Source organism: Sporolactobacillus inulinus (assembly GCF_006539285.1).
GTDB lineage: Bacteria > Bacillota > Bacilli > Bacillales > Sporolactobacillaceae > Sporolactobacillus > Sporolactobacillus inulinus.
In genome coordinates this window covers 1-14,448 of the sequence record NZ_BJMS01000011.1, presented here as the reverse complement: position 1 = coordinate 14,448, position 14,448 = coordinate 1, and the positions used below count along the sequence as shown (strand labels likewise).

The following is a 14,448-nucleotide window of genomic DNA, read 5'->3' as shown; positions in this document are numbered from 1 at the left end:
CGAAGCGCTTCTTTTTAATTTTTTGGTTGCAGCCCCCAAAGGTAATTGGCAATCGTTTTATCGACTTCCGGATTCTCGTGCAACATACTATGCTGGGCATTCGGACCGTAAATAATCTTCTCGGAATAGTGCTTCGGATTAAAGAAATATTTTCCGAAAAAGGCGCTCTTCAGTGTCACGACACCGTCGCCTTCTTGAGCATTTCTCATGATCCCGGCAATAGCTAAGACATCCAAATTATGAGGCAAACGATCACGATGTTGATACAGATCGCTTTGCTGTTTCAGAAATTTAATCGAAAGCTGTGTATCATTAAGCGGTCCGCTGATCCAATCAAATGGAGCAGCAATCGCGACATACTTGCGTATCTTTGGATAATCATCCGGAGTTTTGATCTTTTCTAAATAACAGGTAAACGCTTTTCCACCCATTGAGTGGGAGACAACATTAACTTGATCAATGGTGTAATTTTTCTTTAATATGCGAAAAATATTATTCAGCCAAGCGGCTTGCTGCTCCATGGGCTCATGATTACGCGAAAAGATAATTTGAATGATTGGGATCTTTTGGTTCGTTATACTTCCACTAACGTTGATGACTCCATTTGGTCGGACTGTAACAATCATTGCCCGTTCCGGACCATCGTAGTTCGCGTGCAATCGTTCCAACATCGTGCGGAAAGAACGTTTCGATCCTTTCCATCCATGAATAAAAACGGTTGGAATCTGCTGATGGGTTATTTTATTATCCGTTGCAGTCCGTTCAGCAGCAGTCTTGGTCGTATTGGTCACCGTATGTGTCGCTGTTAAGACTCTACTATGTTCAAAAATGAGGTAGAACACGAGTAGGGAAGCAACCGCTGCTGCAATAAGGATGAATCGCTTGGTTTTCACGTAGAACACTCCATTAAGATCGCTTATGAATTAGTATATAGCTTAACGCAAAGTGAAGCATTTTAAAACCGTACATCCCATCCTTTTTCGAGAACCATTCATGGTATAATGGGTTCAGTTAACAAGAAGAGAGGCGTTTTTTTGGTACAACAATCACGATTGTTGCTTGTGGACGGGATGGCGTTGTTGTTTCGCGCTTTTTATGCAACAGCGCCAACGGGTCAGTTTATGTTTAATACTCAAGGTATTCCAACGAATGGTGTTCAAGGATTTCTCCGTCATCTTTTATTAGCTATTGAGAATAGGAAGCCAACACATATTGCGGTTTGCTGGGATATGGGATCAAAAACATTTCGTCATCAGCTGTTTGACGCATATAAAGCAAACCGACCGGCGCCCCCGGCGGAGATGATTCCCCAATTTGACTTGGCAAAGGAAATGGTTGATGCTTTTGGGATCCCAAACGTCGGTTTAGTGGGCTACGAAGCGGATGATTGTATTGGTACGCTTGCCAAACGTCTGCATCACGATGTCCATGTATCGATTGTTACCGGCGATCGTGATTTGCTTCAGCTCCTTGATCGTGACATTCATGTGGACTTGCTGCAAAAAGGTTATGGGAACTATCGAAGCTATACCGAGTCAATCTTTTTTGAGCATTACGGCGTTACGCCTCGGCAATATGTAGATGTAAAGGCATTAATGGGTGACGCAAGCGATGGTTATCCAGGTGTTCATGGTATCGGTGAAAAAACAGCATTTAAGCTTATGAAACAATTTGGTTCCATCGATCGTTTGTTATCCCATCTGGAACTGCTTCCAAACGGGCAGCGAAAGAAGATCAGTACAGACCTGTCAATGCTACACTTATCGAAACGACTGGCAGAGATCAATTGCCAAGTCCCATTGACACTTTATCTATCCGATGCAGAGTTTTCAGGAATTGACGACGCTTTTATTGATAAAGTAGATCAACTCGGGTTGCGGCTTGTTAACTATGCATTGGTCCAAATGAATTGGCGAGAGCGCAGTCTTTCAAATCATAGCATAGGCTGAACGAAAAAAACGCTCTCGATAATGCTATGCAGTAGAATGAAACGATAGTACATGGCCTTCAAGATTTGAGACAGAGGAAAACGAAAGCGCATCAGAAACGTTAAACCAGGCATAGCCTGGTTTTTCTAGTACCTGATTTTCAGATGACGTGTAGAAAGGACAATGTTCGCCTGTTGATTTTAGAAAATTCTCTGTTTTAACAAAAAAAGATCATTTTTTTAAGAGGAGAAAGCTGCACTTCGTTGAATATTTAATTATAAATAAAAATGACTGTCCAATAATTCGACCCTCTTGGTACAGAACTAGGGTTTATATAAAGAAAAAAGATTGGGTTGATCCGTCAACTCAGATTTCGGAGGCGTTTTATGCTCAACAAAAACGATTGAACAAAATGAAACATTGTGAATTTTTCCAAGAATAACGATGTGATGATTGGAACATTAAAGCAGTGGCAGTAAAAGAAAGACAATTAAAAAATATAAAGGGACGTGTGTCGATGTTAACCGTTGATTATGAGTCGCAAATGTCTCCTAGCGAAGTCGATTTGTATTTATTTCATGAAGGCACGCTTTATGAAGGGTATAAAGTATTCGGCGCCCATTCAGAACAATATAATGGTAAAAAAGGATTTCGCTTTACTGTCTGGGCACCGCATGCGCGATCCGTTTCAGTTGTTGGTGATTTCAACGACTGGGATACAGATGCAAATCGATTGAGCTTAGTAGAAAATTCTGGTGTTTGGACGGGTTTTATTGCGGATCTTGGCAATGAAGAGCGTTATAAATATGCAATTGAAACACCGACTGGATCGATTGTTTTAAAGGCGGATCCATATGCTTTCTACGCAGAAAAGAGACCCAATACTGCATCGCTTACGTGCAGTTCACTTCATTCATACGCGTGGCATGACAAACGCTGGATGAGGCAAAGAGCGAAAAGGGATCAATATCATCGTCCGATGAACATTTATGAATGCCATTTGGGGTCCTGGCGAAAGACCGACACCAATCATTTGATGACTTACAGGCAACTTGCGGATGAACTGGTTGAGTATGTCGCGCAAAACGGGTTTACTCATATCGAACTCATGCCGATCATGGAACACCCGTATGACCGATCCTGGGGCTACCAGATTACCGGTTATTTTGCACCGACAAGCCGCTTTGGCAGTCCAGAAGATTTTATGTATTTTGTTGATACATGTCATCAAAACAGCATTGGCGTTATTCTCGACTGGACGCCGGCCCATTTCTGCCGGGATATGCACGGGTTAGGAAAATTTGATGGAACACCGTTATACGAACCGTGCGACCCCAAATTGGCAGATCGTCCGCAATGGGGAACCTACAACTTTGATTTTTCTAAAAACGAAGTGATCAGTTTCCTCATTTCCAACGCTCGTTTTTGGATGGACATTTATCATGTGGAGGGATTTAGAATTGATGCAGTCTCTTCAATGATTTACTTAAATCATAATGGCGACATGCCCTTTGAATTGAAGAATAAATACGGCGGTGATGAACACCTCGAAGCGATCGATTTCATCAAAAAACTGAATGAAGCGGTATTTCTGAAGTGCCCCGAGGCGCTGATGATTGCTGAAGAGGCAACCGACTACCCAATGGTTACAAAGCCAACGGATCAAGGAGGGCTTGGCTTTAATTATAAATGGAATATGGGCTGGGTTCACGATATACTGCGCTACATGTCCTATGAGCCATCCGAACGATGCGTTCACCATAATCTCATTACGTTCTCAATGCTCTACGCATATTCAGAGAACTTTGTCTTGGCGCTTTCTCATGATGAGCTTGTCTATGGCAAGCGTTCGCTTCTAAATAAAATGAAGGGGGATGAATGGCAGCGATTTGCGAATCTTCGTGTGCTTTTTGGCTTTTTTATGACGCATCCCGGAAAAAAATTGCTTTTTATGGGCAGCGAATTTGCGCAGTTCGATGAATGGAAGGATCTTGAACAACTCGATTGGAATCTGCTTGATTTTTCAAAGCATCGCTCGTTTCAGCAGTACGTCATGGCTTTCAATCATTTTTACCGCTCTGTTTCATGTTTATGGCGGCTTGATCATGAATTGGACGGATTTCAATGGATCGATGCGGACAATGCAGAACAGAGTATTATTAGTTTTATTAGAAAAGGAAAAAGGAAGGGGGATTATTGCATTGTCGTCTGCAATTTTACGCCTGCGGTGTATCATCAATTTAAGTTAGGTGTACCGGCAGTGGGCAGCTATATAGAAGTATTTAATAGTGATGCTGCGGCCTTTGGCGGTTCAGGACAGTGCAATCATCAACCGATCATCGTGGAGGAAGCCCCTTTTCACAATCAGCCTTACCATATTAAATTGACGATTCCACCGCTGGGAATCATTATCTTAATGAAAGAGACAAAGAAAAGAAAAATAATGACTGCTTACGAACAGGTATAAAACAAAAATAACAACGGTCTGTGTCCATGAAAAGGAGAGAGAGAGATGAATGTTCTGTTTGCTGCGTCTGAAAGTGCCCCCTTTATTAAAACCGGAGGATTAGGTGATGTCATTGGTGCACTGCCTAAAGCCTTGCAAAGGGACGGGGTGTCTGTCAGTGTCGTTCTGCCCAAATATATGGATCTTAATGCTAACTTTAATAACCGGATCACTTACCTGAAGTATATTTATGTTCCACTAGGATGGCGAAATCAATACTGTGGTGTTTTTTATTGTAAGGAAGCGGGCATTGATTATTACCTTCTAGACAATGAGTACTATTTTAAGCGTTCGGGTAGTTACGGCTACGCGGATGATGGAGAACGGTTTGCTTTTTTCGCTCGCGCAGTACTTGAGCTTTTGCCTCATTTAGCAAAAAAAACAGATCTGATTCATTGTCACGACTGGCAGACGGGATTAATCAGCGTGTTTCTTCGTGCGCATTATAGCAGCAACCCTTTCTATCAAAACATTCGTACCCTCTTTACCATCCATAATTTACGTTACCAAGGTGTTTTTCCTAAATCTGTACTCGGCGATCTTCTCGGTTTAGATCAAACCTATTTTCATAAAGATGGTTTAGAATTCTATGATCATGTCAGTTATATGAAGGCAGGATTAGCCTACTCAGATCTACTGACAACAGTCAGCCCAACCTATGCACAGGAAATTCAATATCCCTATTTTGGCGAAAAACTAGATGGTTTCTTGCGCTGGAATCATGATAAATTATCCGGGATTATTAATGGTATTGATCGAGAACTTTACAATCCTCTAACGGATCAAGCGCTTTATGAACCGTACAGTGATACTCAAGCAAAACAAGCAAATAAAAGGGCGTTGCAAAGTGACCTTGGCCTGCCTGTTCATGAAGCGACACCGATGATTGCCATGATTACCCGACTAACTGACCAAAAAGGCATTGACCTTGTTCTAAGGGTGTTTCATGAAATCATGAAGCTCGATGTCCAATTTGTGCTGCTGGGAACGGGGGAACGTAATTATGAGGATGCATTTAAATGGCTTGCCGATTGCTATCCGAATGCCGTTTCAGTGAATATCTATTTTGATGATTCCTTGGCAAGAAAAATTTATGCGGGATCTGACCTGTTTCTTATGCCTTCAAAATTTGAACCGTGTGGGATTGGTCAGTTATTGGCCATGCGTTACGGCAGCCTGCCAATTGTTCGCGAAACCGGTGGATTAAAAGATACGGTCGCTCCTTATAATGCGTTTACACATGAAGGAAATGGCTTCAGCTTTACCAATTATAATGCCCATGACATGCTGTATACCATTGAACGAGCGATTCATCTATTCCGCAACAATCGCCGTGTATTCGATGAACTGACAAATCGTGCAATGGGACTGGATTTTGGTTGGGATCAGTCAGCCAATGACTATATAAACCTGTATCGTCGTATTGTCCAGTGACAGAAAGAAAAGAGTCAGCGATGAAGAAACCATCGATCTGTTTTGACCCCATTATGGTTTTAATAATCCTAAGTCAAGGCTTTCTTTTTTTTACAATAGCTACGTTCTTCTTTTGCAGTGACTGATTTAACAAAGATTGAAAACGCATCCGTATAATTAATTTTTTTATAAGATCCTGCTCAATTTAAATATGATTTTCCAATGATTCTCATAAGATGAACTAACGTCACTTTTACAGGATGAAGGAGGTGTGCGGAAGAAGGTGGTTGCACCAATCTTTTTCCAAATGATATGAAAAACGAAATGATTGCAATGATTTTGGCGGGAGGTCAAGGATCGCGTTTGGGCAAGCTGACGCGAACGATTGCAAAACCAGCAGTACCTTTTGGCGGAAAATACCGAATTATCGATTTTTCTTTAAGTAACTGCTCCAATTCCGGTGTGCGTACAATCGGTGTAGTTACTCAATATCAGCCCCTTGAATTGAATAGCCATATTGGCAATGGTGCCCATTGGGGTCTTGATCATAAGGATGGTGGCGTCACCATCCTGCAGCCGCATTCAAGTCTTGATGGAGAAAAATGGTTTAAGGGCACCGCTCATGCGATCTATCAAAATATAAGTTATATCGACAGTCATCACCCGACCTATTTATTAATCTTGTCCGGGGATCACATATATAAAATGGACTATGAGCATATGCTGAATTTTCATAAATGCAAGAAAGCATCCGCGACCGTTGCGGTTATCCATGTGCCACTTGATGAGGCTTCGCGATTTGGCATTATGAATACCGATAACACGGATCGAATTATCGACTTTGAAGAGAAACCGGAGAAGCCTAAGAGCAATCTGGCTTCAATGGGAATCTATATTTTTTCATGGGATGTCCTGCGCCGCTACTTGACGGAAAGTCATGCAACGGGTCAGAACATGGATGATTTCGGAAAAAATGTGATTCCGACTTTTCTTGCAAATGGAGAAAATGTGTTTGCCTATTCATTTAACGGGTACTGGAAAGACGTTGGAACCATTGAGAGCCTGTGGGAAGCAAATATGGCGTTTATCAATCCCGACCATGAACTTAGTATTCGCGATAAGCATTGGCGTATCTATTCAAAGAATCCAGTAGCCCCGCCTCATTACCTTTCCAAAGACGCGAGGGTTCAAGAGTCATTGATCGTTGATGGCTGCTATATATCAGGAGAAATCGATCATTCGATTATTTCGCAAAATGTGAAAATCGGAACAGGCTCAGTGATTAAGGATTCAATCGTCATGGCCAATACGGTCATTGGCAAACATGTCGTTATTGATCACGCAATTGTCGGAGAACATGCGGTATTTGCGGATCATGCGCAAGTGGTTGGCGATTCATCGATTGCAGTTGTTGGGTACAACGAAATTGTGGGAGGGCTAAATGATGAGGCGGAATAAAATTTGCGGCATTTTAAATTTGACGGAATCTAAATCGGCGATCGATCCATTGACACGTCATCGCCCCATTGCCAGCCTGCCTTTTTGCAGCAGATATCGACTGATCGATTTTCCATTGACCAATCTGACTACGGCTGGTGTCGATACGATCGGTGTATTTACTCATGACAATCTGCGTTCGATTTATGATCATGTACGAAGCGGGAAGGAATGGGGTCTAGACAGTATTTATGGCGGACTATTTTTCTTCTCTGATCCACGCCTTGATCGAAGAGCGAACAGATACAGTGCTGAAGGGGATCTGCTTAATTACTATAACAATATCGAGTTCTTCGATAAGTCGGAATCCGAGTATACCGTTGTTATGGGTACCCGTATGTTGTGTGCGATTGATGTGCAGGCCATCCTGCGCCATCATATTGAACAAGGCGCGGAGGTTACGGTTGTGTATAAGTCAATGGAAAACATCGATAATGATGATCAAAATACAGCCTGTCTGACGATCGATGAAGACGGAAGGGTACGCGGGTTGAAGTCAAGTGTCCTGCATGACAAGACTGACCATGTGTACATGAATATGGAAATTTATCTCTTAAAGACAGAGCTGCTTACCAAATTAATTCGCAATGGAGTCGCTGAAAATGAACACTGCAATTTAAGCGACTTGCTTCATCAAGCGATCATCGCCCTTCCATCAAATGGCTTTGAATATACCGGATACATGAAGAATATCCACTCGGTTCGCTCATTTTATGAAGCAAACATGGATATGCTGCACGATTCAAATCTATTAGCCTTATTGAAGGGGAGTCAGCATATTCATACAAAAGTAAAGAACGAAGCCCCAACCTTTTATTCACGCTCTTCAGATGTCACCGACTCGCTGATTGCAAATGGCTGCATCATTCATGGAGAAGTTGCTCATTCAGTTATTTTTCGCAATGTTCTGATTGAGAAAAAAACGGTGCTCAATAGCTCCGTGGTGATGCAGGGAAGCTCGATTGGCAGCGGAGCCGAGCTGCATTACGTTATTCTTGATAAAAATGTACGCATTGAACCGAATACTAAATTAATCGGTACGCAAGCAAATCCGATTGTTATTGAGAAAAATTCAGTGATCAGTCGAATTGTGGAAGGAGATTTCACGCGTCTGACAAATATAGGTAAGTCGATTTCGGAAGTGGACAGCAAGCAGTCTTCTAAAGACTTTTTTCATCACTATTAATTAATTGTTCTTTTAAATTTAGCTCCTTTTGGTAAGAATAGGAATCATCGTTCGTGTAAATTTGACTGCAAACCCAAATGATCGATTTTTCATACAGCCGTCCGCAATGTCGGCATTGCAATGAAATCTTAGCAAGCGCCCCAAGCAGTTGGCTTTACCTAGTTTTCTTTATCGACTTATCGGTCTCTTTAGAACGATTATGATGAATTAAGGATGGTCAATTATGGATCTGTCGAAGCGTAAATTTAAAGAGGATTTCAAAAAAATGCTCACTGAAGTCTATTCAATGGGTTTGAAGGAATCAGAAGCAACAGAGCAGTTTTTTACGTTAGGGAACTTAATTCGTTCTTACGTTGCCAAAAATTGGAGCAGGACAAATCAAGCGTACATCGAGAAGGGAAAGAAACAAGTTTACTATTTTTCTATGGAATTTCTGCTTGGACGCATGCTGAAGAGCAACCTTTTGAATTTAGGAATTTTGGAAACGGTACGTGACGGATTGAGTGATTTAGGCATTGATCTCGAAGCGCTGGTCCAAATTGAACCGGATCCAGGATTAGGCAATGGGGGATTGGGGCGCTTAGCTGCTTGCTTTATAGACTCAATGGCGACAAGTGAAATACCGGCTCACGGCAACGGGATACGCTATAAATATGGCCTATTTAAGCAAAAGTTTGTTAATGGTTATCAGGTCGAACTTCCTGAAAACTGGTTGCAGAATGGTAATGTATGGGAAACAAGGAAGATGCATGCTGCGGTTACGGTACGCTTTTATGGTCATGTATGGCTGGAACATTCAGGTAAAGGATATCTCGTACCGCATTATGAAGATGCTCAAGAAGTGCTGGCTGTTCCTTATGACAGTGCGGTTATCGGATTTAATAATGAGATTGTCAATACGCTGAGATTATGGTCTGCGGAAGTGCCTCCTCAAGATGAGAGCACGGACTATTGGTCTTTTATCCATCAACGCAATGAAATAGAAAGTATATCAGAAGTGCTTTATCCAGATGATTCAAATTATGAAGGACGGCTGCTGCGCTTAAAACAAGAATACTTCTTCGTATCCGCAGGTGTGCAGAGCATCATCCGCCATTATAAAAAAATGCATCTTGGTATCGAGCATTTGGCGGAAAAAGTCGCCATTCACATTAATGATACTCATCCGGCTCTGTGTATTCCGGAACTCATGCGCATTCTACTTGATGAAGAGCATATGGATTGGGAACATGCATGGCATTTAACCATCAATACCATGAGCTATACCAACCATACGATTATGACCGAAGCCATGGAAAAATGGCCGATTGAAATGATCCAAACGCTTCTGCCGAGAATTGTACAGATTATTTGCGAAATTGATCGCCGTTATGTAATGGAAATGGGGCGGCTGTTCGATACGGATCTGATTCAGAGCACGCGAATCGTAGAAGGCGGGCATGTGAGGATGGCGCATATGGCTATTATTGGCAGTCACAGTATCAATGGCGTCGCTCAGCTTCATACAAACATTTTAAAAGAAAAGGTGCTTCATCCATTCTATCTGATCTATCCGTCGAAGTTTAATAATAAGACCAATGGCATCACCCAGCGGCGCTGGTTGATGCTGGCTAATGAACCGCTGCGTCATTTAATTGATCGAAAAATCGGCAATGAATGGGCGACCATGCCAACTGAATTAAAAATGCTGAAGGCGTTTCGTGAAGATAAAAGGACATTGCAAGAACTAGCGGAAGTGAAACGTCAAAATAAAGTTCGATTTGCTCGGTTTGTTGAAGAGAGCATGGGATTGGAAATCAATCCCGAAGCAATCTTCGATGTACAAATAAAGAGACTTCACGCCTATAAACGGCAATTACTGAATTTGCTCCACATACTCAGTTTGTATTTTAAGCTGAAAGAACACCCGGAAGCAGATCTTCATCCACGTGTCTTCATTTTTGGTGCCAAAGCAGCGCCCAGCTATACTTACGCAAAACAGATCATTAAGCTGATCAATTCAGTCGCTGAGCTGATTAACCATGATCCCGACATCCATGACAAATTGAAGCTCGTATTCGTTGAAAATTACGGTGTGTCGCTGGCAGAGAGGATCATTCCAGCGGCTGATGTTAGCGAACAGATTTCTCTTGCATCAAAAGAGGCATCCGGGACGAGCAATATGAAACTGATGCTGAACGGGGCTGTTACTCTAGCAACTTTGGACGGTGCTAATGTCGAAATTAGGGAGCATGTTGGTGAAGATAATATTGTACTCTTTGGATTGAGAACGGATGAAGTCTATCACTACTATAAGGACGGAACCTACCACGCGCACGACTACTATGAAAAAAATCAAGTGCTTCACCGCGTCTTGAATGCGTTGATTGACGGCACAATTCCCGGGGCAGAAGCAGAAGGGTATGCGATTTTCGATTCCCTCGTTCGCTATGGCGATGAGTACTTTGTTCTTCGGGACTTTGACGATTACGCTGCTGCTCAAGAACGAATCGACCGGCTCTATCGTGATTCGTTGATCTGGCAGAAAATGGCACTCATCAATATTGCGAGTGCGGGTATTTTTTCGTCCGATTATACGGTTCAGCAATATGCGAGTCAGATTTGGGACGTTTCATCAAAGGTTCATCGGATTTAACGTTGATCGAAGTTAAGAAAGAAGGAATGCTGTATGGGGGTTCCGCTGGTTTATTTCAATTCTTGGTCCGAGCAGTATCGCCGTCCATTTGGCGCAGTGCGAATCGGATCTGTGATTTATTTTTCAATCCTCGTTGAACCGGATGCCATTGGTGAAGTCAACTTAGTGATTCAGAAAGATGGGCACCCTTTTCACGAAGTGCAGATGAAACAGGCAGCGGATGCAAGCCGACGCTTCACCTGCAAATTCAGAACTGAGGGTACACCGGGTCTTTATTTCTATCATTTTCGAATCACTTTTCAGGAAGATGGGAATCGTCAAACCCTATATTATTGCAAGGCTGCCGACTTGTTTGGCGGTGAGGGACGTATCGTTTCAGAACTGAGTCAAGTTGAACAGTATCAAATCACCTGTTTTCAATACGCTGATCCTGCACCGGAATGGTATCTTAATGGCGTCATCTACCATATTTTTGTTGACCGTTTTTTTAACGGCAATCGCCATAATCGCGTGCTCCACCCGAAGAAAAATTCATTTCTCTATGCGACCGATGAGGATCGCCCTTACTATATTCGTGATAAAAATGATAAAATCGCCCGATGGGACTTCTTCGGTGGAAATTTGAGCGGGGTTATCGCCCAGCTGGTTGATTTAAAGCGTCTTGGTGTAACCATTATTTATCTCAGTCCCATTTTTGAAGCGCGAAGTAATCATAAATATGATACCGGGGATTTTCGAAAGATTGATCCGATGTTCGGTGATGAAAAAATCTTTAAAAAACTTGTATCTAAGGCAGGGCAACTTGGGATTCGCATCATTTTGGACGGTGTGTTCAATCATGTAGGCATTGACAGTGTCTACTTTAACCGCTTCGGAAATTACGGATCGGGGGGAGCCTATCAAGACGCTTTATCACCTTATCATGACTGGTTTACTTTTCACGGCGACCGTGATCATTACGACTGTTGGTGGAGCATAACGGATCTTCCTACAGTTAATAAAGCGAAGATCACCTACCAAAAATTCATCTATGATTCTGAAGAAAGCGTTATTGATACGTGGACAGAAATGGGAATCGGCGGATGGCGTCTTGATGTTGCCGATGAACTGAGCGATGGGTTCATTGCCGGCATTCGAAACGCATTGCATCGGCATGAAAAAAAGGGGGACCGAAAAGTACTGATTGGTGAGGTGTGGGAGGATGCAACCAATAAAATCGCTTATGGAAAAAGACGTCATTATCTTGAAGGCGGAATGCTTCATGGCGTGATGAACTATCCATTCCGAGATCTGATTATTAACCTGATCAATGGTAAAATTAACGCGCGACAGGCTGTACGAAGTTTTATGACGCTCAAATCAAATTACCCTCCTGAGGCATTGCTCGCTAATATGAACAATTTGGGCACGCATGATACAGAACGCATTCTGACCGTGTTTCATGAAAGTCAACGAAAACTGAAGCTAGCGGTTTGGCTTTTAATGGCTTTGCCTGGGGTTCCGTGTATCTATTATGGTGATGAAGCAGGGGTAGTTGGCGGAAAGGATCCGGATAACCGAAGTTTCTATCCGTGGGGCAAAGAAAACCAGCAGCTTAAAGCAGTGTTTCAGGAAGCAATTCATGCGAGGCGAAGCGATCCACACTTGCAGAATGGCGCATTCTTTCCTTTCTCTATCGGTCCTCTATTTGGCTGTCTTCGTTACGTAGCGATGAATCAATTTACTGTTTTTCTCGTAAACCCAACGAGCGATTCGGTTAATGTGAATCTAGAGCAATTGAAAGATGAGACCAATGGTTCTCTGATCCGCTCCTGTCTGCTGTCCCTAGACCTGAACGGGAACCGATCGGAACCGATGGACTATCATTATTATCCTTTTGACCGGTAATGAAAAGTCACTTAAAGGGTGTCTCAAAAGTTTGTTTTTACTTTGAGATGCCTTTTTGCTCGTGAAAACAATGAATAATAAAAATTAAGTGCGTGTTTGAATCTTGCGAGATTTCGAGAAAAAATTTCACTTTTAGAAAATATTTTGGAAGATTTATGTTATTATAGGTGTACACAAAAAAAGGCAGGACATTTGAACACTTTAGTTACCTGGGGCTACACGCCGAATTAAAGCAGTCTGAACGTTCTGTTACTATCAGAAACCAAGGAGGAGTTCGCGTTGACAGAGGCTTATGTTTATTATCAAGGCAAAATAGTAAAAGAGGACGATGTTAAGGTCAGCGTCCGCAGCAAGGCATTCAATTATGGCCTAGGTGTTTTTGAGGGCATCCGCGCTTATTGGGATGATGAAAAACAGCAGCTATACGCATTTAAACTTAAGGAACACTACAACAGGTTGAAAGAATCAGCAAAAACCGTGAATATGGATTTTGATTTTTCAATTGACGATCTGATCCAAGGTACAATCGATCTATTAAAAGCAAATAATTGTAGGACGACGACCTATCTTCGTCCAATCGTATATAACGATGCTCTAGACATCGGTCCTACCCTTGACGGAAAAGATGTAAAGGTTGTGATTTATACACAGCCGCTAAATAAGTATGCTGGAAAATCAGAATTGAGTGTCGGTGTAACATCATGGAGAAGGATTTCGAATAACCAGCTTCCGCCTCGTACGAAAGCGACGGCTGCTTATTTGAATTCTGCACTGGCTGCGCTTGAAACAAAACGCGCCGGCTTTGATGAAGCGATCTTCTTAACTGACGGCGACCATGTTTGTGAAGGCTCCGGTGAAAACATCTTCATCTTCCGTAAGGGCAAGCTTGTTACCCCTCCGCCGGCAGATAATATTCTTGAAGGAATTACACGTGATCTTGTTATGAAACTGGCAGAAGAAGAGTTAGGTATTGAGGTTGAAGAACGTAGCATTTCACGTTCTGAACTCTATGTTGCTGATGAGGTCTTCTTCAGCGGTACGGCCATGGAAGTTACACCGATTGTTGCCGTTGACCATCGTCAGATCGGAACCGGTCATGAAGGCGAAGTTTGTAAACAAATTAAAGAACTGTTCTTTAATTTAACGATCGGAAAAAATCCGAAATATGCTGAATCTTGCACACCGGTCTACGATAAATAAGATCATCTTGAATCGAATCAAACGGTTAAGCATAAAAAAAGAGAGGAGAACCTCTCTTTTTTTGTGCCTTCTTATAAAGGAAGAATAGGGGAAGAACGTTTAAATTTTTTGTCCGAGGATTAGCGGCATAAAAGTGGAACTTTCGCTATATAAATGAACTTTTGCTAAAGGCGTGTCCACAACGCGGAGGTGCTCT

9 protein-coding genes are annotated in these 14,448 nt (G+C 42.3%); 8 read left to right on the top strand and 1 reads right to left on the bottom strand.

What is annotated here, in order from left to right; translation table 11 throughout:
* Nucleotides 1–14: 14 nt before the first annotated feature.
* The gene (locus tag SIN01_RS02385; RefSeq protein WP_010024603.1) at nucleotides 15–893 is read right to left on the bottom strand and encodes an alpha/beta hydrolase; all 879 of its coding nucleotides are present in this window, start codon (nucleotides 891–893) and stop codon (nucleotides 15–17) included.
* 108 nt (nucleotides 894–1,001) lie between these two features.
* Here SIN01_RS02385 and SIN01_RS02380 point away from each other — a divergent pair, with 108 nt between their 5' ends.
* The 8 genes from SIN01_RS02380 to SIN01_RS02345 all read left to right on the top strand — a co-directional run bounded on the left by SIN01_RS02380 (nucleotide 1,002) and on the right by SIN01_RS02345 (nucleotide 14,252).
* Complete coding sequence (locus tag SIN01_RS02380; protein WP_047035432.1) at nucleotides 1,002–1,949, top strand: 5'-3' exonuclease; 948 nt, start codon at nucleotides 1,002–1,004, stop codon at nucleotides 1,947–1,949.
* 496 nt (nucleotides 1,950–2,445) lie between these two features.
* Nucleotides 2,446–4,395, top strand: coding sequence for a 1,4-alpha-glucan branching protein GlgB (gene glgB, locus SIN01_RS02375; RefSeq protein WP_010024605.1), 1,950 nt, complete (start codon nucleotides 2,446–2,448; stop codon nucleotides 4,393–4,395).
* 45 nt (nucleotides 4,396–4,440) lie between these two features.
* Entirely contained in the window at nucleotides 4,441–5,868 is a 1,428-nt protein-coding gene (glgA, locus tag SIN01_RS02370; RefSeq protein WP_010024606.1) for a glycogen synthase GlgA, read from the top strand.
* Nucleotides 5,869–6,159: 291 nt separating this feature from the next.
* Complete coding sequence (locus tag SIN01_RS02365) at nucleotides 6,160–7,305, top strand: glucose-1-phosphate adenylyltransferase (protein WP_010024607.1); 1,146 nt, start codon at nucleotides 6,160–6,162, stop codon at nucleotides 7,303–7,305.
* Nucleotides 7,289–8,530 (top strand): glucose-1-phosphate adenylyltransferase subunit GlgD, encoded by a 1,242-nt coding sequence (glgD, locus tag SIN01_RS02360; protein ID WP_237760182.1) that lies wholly within the window; start codon nucleotides 7,289–7,291, stop codon nucleotides 8,528–8,530. Before SIN01_RS02365 ends, glgD begins: the two co-directional genes overlap by 17 nt.
* Before the next feature lie 223 nt (nucleotides 8,531–8,753).
* A complete protein-coding gene (locus SIN01_RS02355) occupies nucleotides 8,754–11,165 on the top strand; it encodes a glycogen/starch/alpha-glucan phosphorylase (RefSeq protein WP_010024609.1) in 2,412 nt (803 codons plus the stop codon).
* A gap of 33 nt (nucleotides 11,166–11,198) precedes the next feature.
* Nucleotides 11,199–13,052: a glycoside hydrolase family 13 protein gene (locus SIN01_RS02350; protein WP_141305928.1), complete on the top strand. Its 1,854-nt coding sequence runs from the start codon at nucleotides 11,199–11,201 to the stop codon at nucleotides 13,050–13,052.
* 279 nt (nucleotides 13,053–13,331) lie between these two features.
* Nucleotides 13,332–14,252 carry a branched-chain amino acid transaminase gene (locus SIN01_RS02345; RefSeq protein ID WP_010026893.1) on the top strand — a complete coding sequence of 307 codons (921 nt, stop codon included), beginning with the start codon at nucleotides 13,332–13,334 and terminating at the stop codon, nucleotides 14,250–14,252.
* The last annotated feature ends 196 nt before the right edge of the window (nucleotides 14,253–14,448 follow it).